This is a genomic window from Paenirhodobacter sp. CAU 1674, assembly GCF_029222945.1.
GTDB lineage: Bacteria > Pseudomonadota > Alphaproteobacteria > Rhodobacterales > Rhodobacteraceae > Rhodobacter.
In genome coordinates this window covers 12,112-26,842 of sequence record NZ_JARHUH010000008.1, presented here as the reverse complement: position 1 = coordinate 26,842, position 14,731 = coordinate 12,112, and the positions used below count along the sequence as shown (strand labels likewise).

At 66.6% G+C, this 14,731-nt stretch carries 13 protein-coding genes; 7 read left to right on the top strand and 6 right to left on the bottom strand.

The window, feature by feature from the left end; translation table 11 throughout:
- Nucleotides 1–15: 15 nt before the first annotated feature.
- Nucleotides 16–1,083 carry a recombinase RecA gene (recA, locus tag P2G62_RS12470; RefSeq protein WP_275735232.1) on the bottom strand — a complete coding sequence of 356 codons (1,068 nt, stop codon included), beginning with the start codon at nucleotides 1,081–1,083 and terminating at the stop codon, nucleotides 16–18.
- Between the two features lie 210 nt (nucleotides 1,084–1,293).
- On the opposite strand from recA, the gene P2G62_RS12465 reads away from it, so the two are divergent.
- Nucleotides 1,294–1,887, top strand: a complete 594-nt coding sequence (locus tag P2G62_RS12465) for a hypothetical protein (RefSeq protein WP_275735231.1) — start codon at nucleotides 1,294–1,296, stop codon at nucleotides 1,885–1,887.
- 45 nt (nucleotides 1,888–1,932) lie between these two features.
- Here the strand turns inward: P2G62_RS12465 and P2G62_RS12460 are convergent, their stop codons facing one another.
- From P2G62_RS12460 to P2G62_RS12445, 4 genes are all read right to left on the bottom strand, one after another.
- Nucleotides 1,933–4,104, bottom strand: coding sequence for an ATP-binding protein (locus tag P2G62_RS12460; protein ID WP_275735379.1), 2,172 nt, complete (start codon nucleotides 4,102–4,104; stop codon nucleotides 1,933–1,935).
- Between the two features lie 233 nt (nucleotides 4,105–4,337).
- Nucleotides 4,338–5,516: an RsmB/NOP family class I SAM-dependent RNA methyltransferase gene (locus P2G62_RS12455; protein WP_275735230.1), complete on the bottom strand. Its 1,179-nt coding sequence runs from the start codon at nucleotides 5,514–5,516 to the stop codon at nucleotides 4,338–4,340.
- 160 nt (nucleotides 5,517–5,676) lie between these two features.
- Nucleotides 5,677–7,125, bottom strand: coding sequence for an IMP dehydrogenase (gene guaB / locus P2G62_RS12450; protein WP_275735229.1), 1,449 nt, complete (start codon nucleotides 7,123–7,125; stop codon nucleotides 5,677–5,679).
- A gap of 69 nt (nucleotides 7,126–7,194) precedes the next feature.
- A complete protein-coding gene (locus tag P2G62_RS12445; protein WP_275735228.1) occupies nucleotides 7,195–8,160 on the bottom strand; it encodes a tellurium resistance protein in 966 nt (321 codons plus the stop codon).
- Nucleotides 8,161–8,260: 100 nt separating this feature from the next.
- Between P2G62_RS12445 and speB the strand changes: the two genes are divergently transcribed.
- The gene (gene speB / locus P2G62_RS12440) at nucleotides 8,261–9,235 is read left to right on the top strand and encodes an agmatinase (RefSeq protein WP_275735227.1); all 975 of its coding nucleotides are present in this window, start codon (nucleotides 8,261–8,263) and stop codon (nucleotides 9,233–9,235) included.
- 34 nt (nucleotides 9,236–9,269) lie between these two features.
- Here speB and P2G62_RS12435 read toward each other — a convergent pair whose 3' ends face one another.
- On the bottom strand, nucleotides 9,270–10,181 hold the full coding sequence (locus P2G62_RS12435; protein WP_275735226.1) for a hypothetical protein: 912 nt from the start codon (nucleotides 10,179–10,181) through the stop codon (nucleotides 9,270–9,272).
- A 62-nt stretch (nucleotides 10,182–10,243) separates the two neighbouring features.
- Here P2G62_RS12435 and P2G62_RS12430 point away from each other — a divergent pair, with 62 nt between their 5' ends.
- The 5 genes from P2G62_RS12430 (at nucleotide 10,244) to P2G62_RS12410 (ending at nucleotide 14,704) form a co-directional block, all read left to right on the top strand.
- The gene (locus P2G62_RS12430) at nucleotides 10,244–10,426 is read left to right on the top strand and encodes a hypothetical protein (protein WP_275735225.1); all 183 of its coding nucleotides are present in this window, start codon (nucleotides 10,244–10,246) and stop codon (nucleotides 10,424–10,426) included.
- 108 nt (nucleotides 10,427–10,534) lie between these two features.
- The gene (locus P2G62_RS12425) at nucleotides 10,535–11,482 is read left to right on the top strand and encodes a DMT family transporter (protein WP_345799269.1); all 948 of its coding nucleotides are present in this window, start codon (nucleotides 10,535–10,537) and stop codon (nucleotides 11,480–11,482) included.
- Nucleotides 11,483–11,614: 132 nt separating this feature from the next.
- The gene (locus P2G62_RS12420; RefSeq protein ID WP_275735224.1) at nucleotides 11,615–12,745 is read left to right on the top strand and encodes a hypothetical protein; all 1,131 of its coding nucleotides are present in this window, start codon (nucleotides 11,615–11,617) and stop codon (nucleotides 12,743–12,745) included.
- 118 nt (nucleotides 12,746–12,863) lie between these two features.
- The gene (locus P2G62_RS12415; protein WP_275735223.1) at nucleotides 12,864–13,793 is read left to right on the top strand and encodes a DMT family transporter; all 930 of its coding nucleotides are present in this window, start codon (nucleotides 12,864–12,866) and stop codon (nucleotides 13,791–13,793) included.
- Between the two features lie 50 nt (nucleotides 13,794–13,843).
- A complete protein-coding gene (locus P2G62_RS12410; RefSeq protein WP_275735222.1) occupies nucleotides 13,844–14,704 on the top strand; it encodes an ATPase in 861 nt (286 codons plus the stop codon).
- Nucleotides 14,705–14,731: the final 27 nt, after the last annotated feature.

The window sequence follows — 14,731 nt, the reverse complement described above, 5'->3', positions numbered from 1 at the left end:
GGCCCGTTCCGGGCCTCACTCTTCGGTGAGAGTGTCGTCTTCCCCCGCCACGCCGAAGTCGAGACCATGGCTCGCGCGGATCTTGTCCTCGATTTCATAGGCCATGTCGGGATGGTCGCGCAGGAATTGCTTGGCGTTTTCGCGCCCCTGCCCGATCCGTTCGTCGCCATAGGAATACCAAGCGCCCGATTTGTCGACCACACCGGCCTTGACGCCAAGGTCGATCAGCTCGCCGACCTTGGAAATCCCTTCGCCATACATGATGTCGAATTCGACCTGCCGGAAGGGCGGCGCAACCTTGTTCTTCACCACTTTCACGCGGGTCTGGTTGCCCACCACCTCGTCGCGGTCCTTGATCGCGCCGATGCGGCGGATGTCCAGGCGCACAGAGGCGTAGAATTTCAGCGCATTGCCGCCCGAGGTGGTCTCCGGGTTGCCGAACATCACGCCGATCTTCATGCGGATCTGGTTGATGAAGATCACCATGCAATTGCTGCGCCCGATCGAGGCGGTCAGCTTGCGCATCGCCTGGCTCATCAGTCGGGCCTGCGCGCCGACGGTCGCATCGCCCATGTCGCCCTCGATCTCGGCTTTCGGCGTCAGCGCCGCGACCGAGTCGACCACGACCATGCTGACCGCGCCCGAACGCACCAGCGTATCGACGATCTCCAGCGCCTGCTCGCCCGTGTCGGGCTGCGAAATCAGCAGCTCGTCCAGATTGACGCCCAGCTTGCGCGCATATTGCGGGTCGAGCGCGTGTTCGGCATCGACAAAGGCGCAGACCCCGCCTTTTTTCTGTTCTTCGGCAATGGCATGCAGCGTCAGCGTGGTCTTGCCCGAGCTTTCCGGCCCGTAGATCTCGATGATCCGGCCCTTGGGCAGACCGCCGATCCCCAAGGCGATATCAAGGCCCAGCGATCCGGTCGAGGTCGCCTCGATCTCGGCTGCGGGGTTATCTGCCCCCAGTTTCATGATCGAGCCCTTGCCGAATTGCCGTTCGATCTGCGCCAGCGCGGATTCCAGCGCCTTTTGCTTGTCTGCCTTGCTCTTGTCATTCATCTCGAAAAGGCCCGCCGTTGCCATGGTTCGCTTCCTTATCCCATAGCGCAGGAGGATCAGCAATCGCCGCTTTCCCGCGCAAGATGTTCACGCTTTGATCTTAGCTCTATATGAGCACAAAATAAGAACACATCAACCGAATTCGTCATGAATACTTAGCAAGATATTGGTTAAAGAGTGGTTTACCTAAATCGAGCCGGGCTTTATTCAGGGGCAAACAGACAAGAGGACAGGATGCTGATTTTCTGGGAGCAGCGGCTGGTGTTTCTGGCCACACCGAAAGCGGGGTCCTCTGCGGTCGAGGCGGCGCTCGAACCGCTGGCGGCTGTCGCGATGCAACGCCCGGCCGACCTCAAGCATATGAATGCACAGGATTATCAGCGCCACATCGCGCCCTATCTGACCGCGCGCACGGGGGCGAAATTTTCCACCGTCGCCCTGATGCGCGAACCGATCGGCTGGCTGCGCTCTTGGTATCGTTTCCGGTTGCGTGATGACGCGGACACCCCGGGCCACCCGATGCGTGCGCTCAATTTCGACGCCTTCGCCCGCGATTATGCAGCGGACACGCCGCCCGCCCATGCCGACATCGGCAGTCAGTCGGCGATTCTGACCGGACCCGACGGCGCACCGCTGGTCGACCGGATCTTTCGGTACGAGAACATGGACGCTTTCGTGCATTTTCTCGAAGACCAGCTCGATTGCGCCATCACCCTGCCGCGCGTGAACGTGCCGCCTGCGGTGGACGTGCAGCTGTCGCCGGAAACCGAGGCACGGCTGCAACAGGTGATGGCCGCCGATTTCGCACTTTACAACACGCTGGACTGAGACGCAGCACGCGCTGGCGGCCAAGGGCACGCTGGCATGGACCGATCAGGACATCATGTTTTGCACCGTTGCCGTCAGTTCGCTCAACGAGAACGGCTTGGGCAGGAAGATCGAGTTGGGCACCGGCGGACGGCCCTCGCTGAAGACATCCTCGGCATAGCCGGACACGAACACGACCGCGGTATTCGGGCGCGCTTTCAGAGCCTCGGCGACCCAGGTCGGCCCGTCCATCCCGGGCATGATAACATCGGTGACGAACACATCGACGCTCAGCGTGTCATCCTCCAGGATACGCAGTGCCTCTTCGGCGCAATCGGCCTCGAAAACGGTATAGCCGCGCAATTTCAGCGCCCGCGAGGCAAAGGCGCGGACCGGCGCCTCATCTTCGACCAGCAGGATCGTCGCGTTGCCGGCCCGGGCCGGATGTTCCGCCGGCGGCGGTTCGGGATCGTGCTCGGGCTCAGCCACATGATCGTGCGCGGGCAGATAGATCGTGAAACAGGTGCCAGATCCCAGAACGGAATCGCAGAAAATATAGCCGCCGGTCTGCTTGATGATGCCATAGGCTGTGGACAGGCCCAGCCCAGTCCCCTCGCCCGCGCGTTTGGTGGTATAGAACGGCTCGAAAATCTTGCTGATCTTGTCGGGCGCGATACCGGTGCCCTCGTCAGTGACCTTGACCACGACATAATCGCCTTTGGGCACCGCAACGCGATCACGCCGCAGATCCTCCAGCAACGTCACCCCGTCGGTCTCGATCCGGATCTCACCGCCACCCGGCATCGCGTCGCGAGCGTTGACCACGAGATTCATGATCACCTGTTCCAGCTGCCGCTTGTCGGCGCGGATCGGGCGCAGATCGGGCGCATGCGTCAGACTCAGCCGCACCTTTTCGCCGACCAGCCGATTCAGCAGATGGGTCAGATCCGACAGCGTATCGCGCAGGTCGATAATTCGCGGTTTCAGCGTCTGCTTGCGCGAGAACGCCAGCAACTGCCCGACCAGCGAGGCCGCGCGATTGGCGTTCTGGCTGATCTGGTCCAGATCGGCATAATCCGGGTCGCCCTTGTCATGGCGCAGCATCAGCAAATCGCAATGGCCGGAAATCGCGGTCAGCAAGTTGTTGAAATCATGGGCAACCCCCCCCGCCAACTGGCCGATCGCCTGCATCTTCTGGCTTTGCACGAACTGCGCTTCAAGCGTTTTCAGTTGCGTCGCGTCGGACAGAACGGCGATCAGACCGGCGCGCCCCTCTTCGACGAACCGGCTCAGCGTGACCTGCAAGAACACCTCGCGATCGCCACGCCGCGCGCGCAGCACCTCGGGGCGCCGTTCGGTCCGCCCGGCCAGGGCATCGGCCACCCAATCGTTGACCGGCCGTCCCAGCCCCTCGAACAGCTCGGCCAGCCGCGTGTCGGGTGCGATCTGCCCCATCAGCCCGCGCGCCGCCCGATTGACCGCAAGCACCCGGCCGTCGCCCGCCAGTCGCATCAGCGCGACCGGCAAGGATTCGAACGAGGCCGGGTCATGCGTGCTGGCCCGCCCCGCGGAAACCGGCAGAAGATAGATCTCGTTGCGCCCGGCCGCCCCCTCCAGTTCGGCCACGACACAGCGCATCGGGCCTTCGGTGCTGGCGATCTCATGCTCCTCGCCCGAGCGCAGCGGCAATTCGGTGAAGATCCGATCGAGCGTGCGCACCCTCTCGCCGACGATCCGGCGCAACGCCTCGTTCATGAACAGGATGGTGCCCGATTTCGACACGGTCAGCATCGGCAGGCTGATAGTTTCCGCGCCCCGCCCGCCCAGCGGCCGCTCGACCATGTCTTCCAGCCGCCAAAGATAGGCGCCAGCGCCGATCTGCTGCACCGACAGCCGGACATGGCCGCGTCGTGTGACCAGATCCTCGCGCGCCCCCCCCAAGGCCGCCGCCTTGTTTTGCAGCCGGTGCAGCACCGCCCCGGGATTGGCGAACACCTCCCCCAATGCGCGCGTCAGCGTCTGCCCGCCGCGCGCACCGAACCGTTCCAGCGCGGCGCGGTTCTGAAAACCGATCTCCCCGTCGGCATCGGTGGTGAAGGACGGAGAGGCATCATGCGCGATGAACGCCGCGATCTGATCGTTCATCCGCGCACGCGCCGCCTGCTGGCGCCGCACGGCCAGACGCATCAGCGCCGCCAGCGCCACAAGGCTGCCCCCCGCCGACAACAGCACCATCATCTGCACGCGATCCTCGACCAGCAACGCGCCCGCCGCCGCGCCAAGCCCCGCAACCAGCAGATAGAGCGCGCCCGGCGCAAGCAGCGCAGCCGACCGGGAGAGCGGCTGCAGGGGCTGATCGGGGTGCACCACGTCAGAAGTCCTCTTCAGAATCAACTCCCCGCATTGCGCGCCAAAAGGCTTAAGGCCCGGTTAACGGGCATCAAAGCACAACCCAAGGATGTGTCAATCCTTTACGCCGGACGCCGCATGACCAGGCCGAAAAACCCGTCCGCGCCCTGCATCGGCGTCAACTGGCGGCAGGTCTCGACCGGCCAGCCATAGGTCTGCGCAAACCACTCTGCCTGCCCGGTATTTTCGACCCCCAGCACAGAACAGGTCATGTAGGCCAGCACACCGCCGGGCACCACCAGATCCGCCGCCTGCTGCAGGATCGCACGCTGTGTCTCGACCAGCGCCGCCAGCGCTTCGGGCGTCAGGCGCCATTTCGCCTCTGGCGTGCGCCGCCAGGTGCCCGAGCCCGAACAAGGCGCATCAACCAGCACAAGATCGTAGGGCCCGCCGGGTCGCCCGGGCGGGCAGGTCCGCAACGTCGCTCCGGCCCGCGCCGCACGCGCGGGAATGTCGCGCATCCGGCCCGCGTCGATGTCATGCACGGCCACCTTGGCCTGCGGCTCGCGCGCGGCCAGCGCCAGCGCCTTGCCGCCGCCGCCCGCGCAATAATCCAGCACCCGCATCCCCGGGCGCAGATCGAGCATCCCGATCATCGCCTGAGACGCGGCATCCTGCAACTCGACCAGACCCGCGGCATAGGCCTTGCTGGCAGCCAGCTTGCGGGCCCCTGCCATGACCTCGAGCGCGCTGTCTGCCAGGGAATGAGCCTGCGTTTCGATGCCCTCATCCGCCAGCGCGGCCTGCGCCGCGGCGCGCGACACCTTCGCCAGATTGACGCGCAAGAATACCGGCGCACGCGTGCGCATCAGTGCACTCACCGCGCCGAAATCCGCCCCCAGGGCCTGCGCCACCGCCGGGCGCAACCATGCGGGCCAGTCCAGAATTTCCAGATCCTCGGGCATCGGTGCGGCCAGCGCGGCGCGTTCGGCCTCGGTCAGGGCCGCGGGGGCAAAACCTTCCCCGGTAAACAGATCCTCGATCGGCAAACCCTGCGCGCGACACAACCCCAGCATCAGCGCGCGCCCGCTCGGCGCGCCCTCTGCCGCGCCGCCCAGAAGCGCATAAGACCCGTGGCAGCGCAGCACGTCATAGACATGATCGCGGATTGCCACCCGGTCGCCCGAACCCGCAAACCGATGCCCGCGCGCCCAGGTCGTCAGCACCTGCTCGGCCGGTGTGCCAGCCAGGGTGCGATCCAGAATTTCAATGGCGGCGGCGATGCGGGCAGCGGGGGTCATGGCTCTCTCCTGAGCGTCAAGTACCCGGACGAGCCGCCGGGACAAGCGGGGGCGCCGCCCCCGCACCCCCGGGATATTTGTGCCAGAAAGAAAGGGAATTCTCTTTCACTCTGGTCCAAATATCCCGGGGAGTTCGGGGGGCAGAGCCCCCCGGCTGTGCTTACCCGATGCGGTAGTTCGGGCTTTCGCGGGTGATCTGCACGTCATGGACGTGGCTTTCCTTCAGCCCGGCGCCGGTGATGCGGACGAACTGGCAGCCGCCCTTCATCTCGGCCACGGTGCGGCTGCCGGTGTAGCCCATCGCCGCGCGCAGGCCGCCGACCAGCTGATGGATCACCGCGCCCGCCGGGCCCTTGTAGGACACCTGGCCCTCGATCCCTTCGGGCACCAGCTTGTCAGAAGCCGCGTCCTTCTGGAAATAGCGATCGGCCGAACCGCGCGCCATCGCCCCGAGCGAGCCCATGCCGCGATAGGATTTATACGAGCGGCCCTGATACAGGATCACCTCGCCCGGGGATTCATCGGTTCCGGCAATCGCCGAGCCCACCATCGCGCAGCTGGCCCCCGCCGCGATCGCCTTGGCGAAATCGCCCGAGAACTTGATGCCGCCATCCGCGATGATCGGCACATCGCCCGCGCCCGAGGCCGCGTCCATGATCGCGGTCAGCTGCGGCACGCCGACGCCCGCCACGATCCGCGTGGTGCAGATGGAGCCCGGGCCGATACCGACCTTGACCGCGTCGGCGCCCGCCCCGATCAGTGCCCGGGTGGCCTCGGCGGTGGCGACGTTGCCAGCCACGACCTGCGTCGACCCCGAGAATTTCTTGATCCGTTCGACCGCGCGTGCAACGCCTTCGGAATGGCCATGCGCGGTGTCGATCACGATCAGATCGCACCCCGCCTCGATCAGCGCGCAGCTGCGCTCATAGCCCGCATCGCCCACGGTCGAGGCGGCGGCGACCCGCAGACGCCCCTTGTCATCCTTGCAGGCCTGCGGGTGCAGCACGGATTGTTCGCTGTCCTTCAGCGTCAGCAGCCCGGTCAGCTTGCCCTCGGCGTTCACCACCAGCAGCTTCTCGATCCGGCGTTCCTTCATCAGGCTCATCGCCTCGTCGCGGTCGGCCGGTTCGCGCAGCATCGCCAGGTTGTCCGAGGTCATCATCGCGCGCACCGGGGTGCGGTCGTCGCTGGCGAAGCGCATGTCGCGGTTGGTCACGATGCCCACGACCCGGCCGGCATCATCCACCACCGGAAATCCGGTGACGTTATAGCGGTCCTGCAGCGCCTTGGCATCGGCCAGGGTCTGATCGGCGGTCAGGGTGATCGGGTTGTAGACGATGCCGCTTTCGAAACGCTTCACGCGGCGCACATCCGAGGCCTGCTGATCGACCGTCAGGTTGCGGTGGATCACCCCCATGCCGCCTGCCTGGGCCATCGCGATCGCCATGCGCGCCTCGGTCACCGTATCCATGGCCGAGGACAGCAGCGGGATGTTGAGGCGGATGGATTTGGTCACGAAGGTCGAGACATCTGCCTCCGAAGGCAGCACCGAAGATGCGGCCGGAACAAGGAGAACGTCATCAAAGGTGAGCGCCTCACGAATCTGCATGGAAAGCCTCCTTGGCAGGGAACGTTTGGCGGTTCCCTGTTTCACGGCTTTGCGCGGGATGCAAGCCCCTCAGGCGGTGGCGGCGTTGGTTTTCACCGCAAGTTGCCCTTTGGCCCAGAGTTTGAAGATCTTCACCGCGATCGGCGGGATCGCGAGCGTCGCCAGGATCAGCGCGAAGGCCCCCGGCAGGCGCCAGACCCCGCCCAGGCTCAGCCAGGCATTGGCGGTTGCCGCCAGCGGGAAGGTCAGCGCCCCCCACATCGGAGAGAACTCGCCCGCCAGAAGCCAGCGGCCGCGCAGCACCAGCCCCCCAAGAATGATCGCCGTCAGTATGGCAAAGGCCTGTGCCATCGCCGCCGCGCCGAAGCCATGCGCCACCGTCGCCAGCAGCGCCGCGGGGGCCAGATGGATCGCCAGGAACGGGCGCAGCGGCGCAGGCACGGTTTCACGCGACAACTGGCCGAGCGAGATGCTCCAGATCGCCACCGCCGCCGCCAGCGCAACCCAGAACAGCGCAACACCCAGTTGCATCAGCCCCAGCCCCTGCGACACCATCGCCGCCACGATCCAGCCCGAGAACAGCAGATGCCACACCGGGCTGACGCGGCGCTGCTCTGCCGGGCCGGTGGCGAAGACGAAGACCACCGCGACGGTCAGAGCCAGATGCACGCCGATCCCCGTCAGCAGCAGCGGACGCGCCTGCTCGGGCGCATAGGGGCCGAAGGCCGCCGCCAGCAAATAGAGGCACAGCACCCCCGCCGCCAGACCCGCGCGCCCCGGCAAGATCCGCAGATCTTCCAGCACCACGCCCGGGCGGCGCATGAATTTCACGACATAGGTCAGCACCGCAAACAGCCCGAGGATCGTCACCGCGCCCATCAGCGCATCGGCCAGTGCCGGCGGCAGGGCGAATTCGTTGATCCCGCGCCGCCAGGCGAGGCCCAGCCCCAAAAGCCCCATCACCGGCGGAAACATCGCCGGGGGGGTGCGCCGCCAAAGTCCCTTGGGTGTCGGTTTGGGTGCCTGAAATGCCATCGCATCGCCTTTCCTGTGCTGGTCCCGGCATAATCCCCCGGGCTTGCTCTTGCAACTGCGGCTTATGCCGGGAAATCTGCGGCAAACACGAGGAGACATCATGACACGGCACGCATATGAAACCGGGCGGCTGAACCTGCCCTTCGTCGGCATCGCCACCTTCGGCAAGCGCGACTATGTCTCCGACTGGTCGGCGATCGACGCCGACGTGGCGGTGATGGGGGCGCCGTTCGATTTCGGCACCCAGTTCCGCGCCGGCGCCCGCTTTGGCCCGCGCGCGGTGCGCGAGGCCTCGACGCTGTTCTCCTTCGGCCATGCCGGCGCCTACGACCACGAGGACGAGGCCACCTATCTGGGGCCCGACGTGCGGATCGTCGACATCGGCGACGCCGACATCGTGCATACCGACACCGAAACCAGCCATGCAAATATCGAAGCGGGCGTGCGCGCGATGCTGGCGGGCGGCGCGCTGCCGGTGGTGATCGGCGGCGATCATTCGGTGAATATCCCCTGCATCCGCGCCTTCGACGATCAGGGCCCGATCCACATTCTGCAGATCGACGCGCATCTGGATTTCGTCGACGTGCGCCACGGCGTGCGCCACGGTCACGGCAACCCGATGCGCCGTGCGGCCGAACGCGACTATGTGACTGGGATCACCGCACTCGGCATTCGCAACGTCAGCTCGACCACGCGCGAAGGATACGAGGCCGCCCGCGCGATGGGCGACGACATCCTGTCGGTGCGGCAGGTCCGCAAGCTCGGGGTCGAGGGGGCGCTGGCGCGCATCCCCAAGGGCGCGCGGCTTTATGTGACAATCGACATCGACGGGTTCTGCCCCTCGATCGCGCCGGGCACCGGCACGCCGAGCCACGGCGGTTTCCTCTATTACGAGGTGCTGGAAATCCTGCAGGGTGTGGCGCGCGCGCATGAGGTGGTGGGGATCGACCTGGTCGAGGTGGCGCCCGATTACGACCCGACCGGATCGACCGCGATCCTGGCCGCGCAGGTCTTGCTGAACTTCCTGGGCTTCATCTTCCATGAACGGGGCCAGCGCGCGGCGCTTGCGCCCTGACGGACCGGGCGGAGGCGGCAATATCAGCGCGCGCTCAGCCCGGCAACACGAGGCTGGTGGCGCCAAGGCTCAGCACCTCGGCGCCAGTGCCCAGCTTGAAGCGCATCAGCCCCGCCCCCGCGCCGGAATTGACATCGCCCAGATCGAGCCAGCGCACACCCTGCCCCCGCAGCATCAGCGCCGCCTGCCACAGCAGCAGGTTATGCGCCCCGCAGGCCCGCCCCGCGGCGCCGGACCAGCCGATCTGATAGGTTGCGCCGCTGCCGTGACGTAGAAAGACGACGCCCGCCAGGTTTTCGCCCGCCTGCGCGCTGGCCGTGGGCCCGAGCGCCGCCAGCGCCAGCACGCCGCCCCGCGCGCCGCGCCCCCAGGCGGTGACGAAATCGCCCGGCACCCCGCCGTAACCGCGCACCCGCCGTTGATCGGCCTCGGCCTGCAGCAGCCAGCCGGGATCGGGGTCGGCCACCACGGCGATGCCGCTGCGTTCGGCCGCGCCCAGGCGGTTGCGCCACTTGACATCAAGCCCCGCGCGCAAGGTCGCAGGCTCCGGCCCGAGGCGCCAGATCGCCTGATGGCGCGGCGTGACCAGCGGGATCAGCCCGAAACCCGCCGCCGGCACCTCAGGCGTGGCGATCAGCACCCCGGGCAGATGACGCGCCAGCGCGCGCAGCCCCGCGCGCGCCTGATCGGCGCCGACACCCGCGCGCCAGACCGGCCCGCGACTGACCAGCCACAGCCCCGACCGCCCGACCGCCTGCACCAGACCGATGCGCCGCCCCGCACAGGACAGCACCAGGCGGCGCAGGTCGCGCCCGCCCGCGCGGGCAATCTGGCCATAGCTCCACTGCTGTTGCAGCGCGGCCCCCGGCAGCCCCTCGAACGCCGCCAGCGCGATCGCCCAGCCCGCCGCATCCAGACCCGATTCTGAAATTTCGATCCGCTCCATGCGCCTGTTAAGCCAGATTTCACCTAACGCATGCTTAAATTCCCCATCCCGAGGAGGACCAGATGCCCCTTTCCCCCACAAAAACCACCCCGTCCCGCCCTGCACGCGCGCGCCCCGTCACGCGGTTCACCCTGCGCAGCCTGCCTGCCCCGCGCTACACACCCTGGGCTGCGGGGCTGGTCGCGCTGGCGCTGTCGCTGGCCTGGCTTGGCGCGCTGGCGCTGTGGCGCGTGCTGGGCTTGTGACCTTCGGCGCGCGTGTCGACACAAACCGCCCCGCGGCCTGCGATCAAATTCGCTGGACAAGCCCGCGCCGCCCGGCGATCAAGCAGGCCCAACCCCCGGAGCCCGCCCGTGCCCAGCCCGCAGCCCCAGACACGCCGCCGACCCGATGTCGCCGCATCGCCGCACACGCCCCACGCCTATGGCCGCGCGGCCCTGTGGATGGCAGGCGCGATGACCGGTTTCGTGTCGATGGCATTGGCCGGGCGCGAGGTCGCGCGCTGGCACGACACGTTCGAAATAATGACCTGGCGATCGGTGCTGGGGGTGATGATCGTGCTGGGGGCCGCGCGGATCAGCGGCCAGTGGGGGGCCTTGCAGGCGCGCAACATGGGGCTGCACCTGATCCGCAACCTGAGCCATTTCACCGGGCAGAACCTGTGGTTCGCCGCGCTGACGCTGATCCCGCTGGCCCAGCTGTTCGCGCTGGAATTTTCCTATCCGATCCTGGTGACGCTGGCCGCGCCGCTGGTGCTGGGCGAACGGCTGACCCCGCGCGGCCTGCTGGCGGCGGGCATCGGCTTTGCCGGCGTTCTTCTGGTGGCGCAGCCCTGGGGCAAGGGGGGCCTGAGCTTTGGAACCGTGCTGGCGATGCTGGCGGCGGTCGGGTTTGCGGGCTCCGCGCTCAGCACGAAGCGGCTGACGCGCAGCGCCCCGGTGATCGAGATCTTGCTGTGGCTGACGGTGATGCAGGCGGTGTTCGGCGCGGTGATGATGATGGGCGATGGCGTCTGGCGATGGCCGACGGCGGCCAGCGCGCCCTGGCTCGCGCTGATCGGGGTCGCGGGGCTGGGGGCGCATTTCTGCATGACCCGCGCGCTGGCGCTGGCGCCCGCCTCGGTCGTCATCCCGATCGACTTTCTGCGCCTGCCGCTGATCGCGGCACTGGGGGCGCTGCTCTATCACGAGAACCTCTCGATCGCCGTGATCCTGGGCGGTGCGGTGATCTTGTGGGCAAACTGGATCAACCTGCGCAACCGGCCGGACACCCCGCAACCGCTGCCCCTTGACGAAACGTGACTGAGCCGCAACAAGCTGCAATGCAGCATCTTTTGCGGACGTGACGTAAGGCCGCAGGCTTGATTGATTAACGCAAACGTCATGGTAGGGTTTCCCCAGACGCATAACTGACACGCTAGGGATGAGGATCAAATGAGACGTGTTATGATGACGGCAAGCGCGCTGGCCCTTGGGGCCACCGCTGCCACCGCAGGGGGGATCGAACGGTCGGGCCAGTCGGTCGGGATCCTGTTCGAACAAGGCAACTATGTGGAGTTCAACATCGGCCGGGTGCGCCCGGAAGTGTCGGGCACGCAGCAGATCCCCGTGTCGCCGCTGTCGCCGGCCGGGGTCGGCTCGGGCGACATGGCCGAGGACTACACCACGATGAGCCTTGGGCTGAAGATGAAGGTCAACGACCGCATCGACGCCGCGCTGATCATCGACGAGCCGGTGGGCGCCGACTTGTCCTATCCGGTCACCGGCTACCTTTACGGCGGCTCTACGGCGGACATCAACTCCTACGCCACGACGGCGCTGATGCGCTATAAATTCGACAACAATATCAGTGTGATCGGCGGCCTGCGCGCGATCCGCACGAACGGCACGGTGCATCTGTTCGACGGCTATGACATGTCGTCGTCGAGCGAGACCGACTATGGCTATGTGCTGGGCGTCGCCTGGGAAAAGCCCGAGATCGCGGCCCGCGTCGCGCTGACCTACAACTCGGCCGTCACGCATGATTTCACCGCCAACGAGAACGGCGCGGAAACCAGCTTCGAGACCGAGATCCCGCAATCGCTGACGCTGGAAGGTCAGACCGGGGTCGCGAAGGACACGCTGGTGTTCGGCTCGATCCGCTGGGTCGACTGGACCGCGTTCCAGATCGCACCGACGAATTACATGGCCAACCCCGCGAACGTCTATAAGGACCCGCTGGTCAGCTATGACAACGACTCGATCACCTACACGCTGGGTGTGGGGCGCCGGTTCACCGAAAACTGGTCGGGCGCCATGTTCGTCAGCCACGAAACCGGCAAGGACGGCTATGCGGGCGACCTCGGGCCGACCGACGGCTCGACCGCGGTCGGTCTGGCGGCGACCTATACCCGCGACAACCTGAAAATCACCGGCGGCGTGCGCTATGTGATGATCGGCGATGCCGATACCGAAATCCCGGCCGCGCTGGTCGCGCCCTGCCCGGATGGCGATTGTGGCACCTTCGGCAAGTTCACCGACAACCACGCCGTCGCCGTCGGCCTGCGCATCGGCTACAGCTTCTGAGGCAAACGCCTTGCACCGGAAAAGCCCCGCAGTGTCTGCGGGGCTTTTTCATTGCGGCGCGTTGCACAGCCGCAAGATCCGGGTGGCGCAGCCCCGCGCGCCCGGCTAGCGTCGCGCCATGAACACCACCGCCTCCCCCCGCCTGTCACCGCTTGTCTGGACCTTGCTTGGCGCGCTTGCGCTGATCTGGGGCACCTCGTTCCTGTCCAACCGCGTGGCCCTGACCGAGGCCAGCGTGCTGGCCACCGTGACCCTGCGGGTGCTGGGCGGCATGGTGCTGCTGTGGCTGTGGGTCGGGCTGCGCCGCCTGCCCCTGCCACGCGAGCCGCGCTATATCCTCCGCTTTCTGATGATGGGTGCGCTGAACAACGCAATTCCGTTTTCGCTGATCGTCTGGGGCCAGCAGCATATCGACTCGGGGCTGGCCTCGATCCTGAATGCCTCGACCGCGATCTTCGGCGTGCTGATCGCGGCCCTGGTGTTCAGCGACGAACACCTGACCCGGCGCCGTGCCCTGGGCGTGGGCATCGGCTTTTGTGGCGTGGTGCTGGCCATCGGCCCCGAGGCGCTGCGCGGCTTCAACCCCGCCTCGATGGGGCAACTGTCGATCATCGGTGCGTCGATTTCCTACGGCTTTGCAGGGGCTTACGCGCGATTTTCAATGCGCGGCATCGCCCCCGAAGTCGCCGCCGCAGGCATGTTGACGGGCGGCGCCGTCTGGCTGGTGCCCGCGCTTCTGCTGACCGAGGGCGTCCCGCAGTTCGGCTGGTCCGCCCCGGTCTGGGGGGCGGTGCTGTGGCTCGGGCTCGGCTGCTCGGCGCTGGCCTATCTGATCTATTACCGCATCCTTGCGCTGGCAGGCGCGGGCAACCTGTCGCTGGTCACCCTGCTGATCCCCCCGGTGGCGATCGTGGCGGGCTGGGCCACCTATTCCGAACGATTGGGCTGGAACGCCTGGGCGGGATTTGCCGTGCTGGCGGCAGGCTTGCTGATCCTGAACAGCCGCCCGAAAGCCGCCCGCGTTCCCGCCCCTGCCAAAACCCCGTGACGGCGGCGCGCACAGCCGTTAAACCCGGAGGCGCAAGCAAGGGGACCGGGATGATCTATTCCAATCGCGCAGAATGGCTTGGCGCCAGCCAGAAACGGGTGCTGCTGTTCGGCATGTCGGGGCTGGGCAAGACCTATCTGGCCTCGATGCTGCGCGCCTCGGCCTCGGGGTGGTTTCACTACTCGGTCGATTACCGGATCGGCACGCGCTACATGGGCGAATATATCGCCGACAACTTCAAGCGCGAGGCGATGAAGAACCCGTTCCTGCGTGAATTGCTGCTCAGCGACAGCGTCTATATCGCCAGCAACATCACCTTCGACAATCTGGCGCCCCTGTCCACCTATCTGGGCAAGCCCGGCAGCCCGGCCAAGGGTGGCCTGCCCTTCGACGACTACATGCTGCGCCAGAACCAGCACCGCGCCGCGGAAAAATCGGCGCTGCTCGACACCGAGCATTTCATCGCCCGTGCGCGAGAAATCTATCAGATCCCGCATTTCGTCTGCGATTCGGGCGGCTCGATCTGCGAGGTGGTCAATCCCGAAGACCCGGCCGACCCGATCCTGAACGCGCTGTCGCGCAACCTGCTGATGGTCTGGATCGAAGGTTCGGACGCGCATACCGGCGAACTGGTGCGCCGTTTCGACCGCGCGCCCAAGCCGATGTATTACCAGCCCCAGTTCCTGGAGCGCAAATGGGTCGAATACCGCGTCGAGCGGGGGTTGAAGGAAGACGAGGTCAACCCCGACGATTTCGTGCGCTGGACCTATGCGCAGGCGCTGGCCCATCGCCAGCCCCGCTATGCGGCGATGGCCGAAAACTGGGGCATCAAGGTCCGGGCCGAGGATGTCGCCCTTGTCCGCGACGAGAAAGATTTTACATCGCTGATCGCGGGCGCCCTGCCCGCTTGACCCATCCGCCGGGGCCAAGGCCCCGGG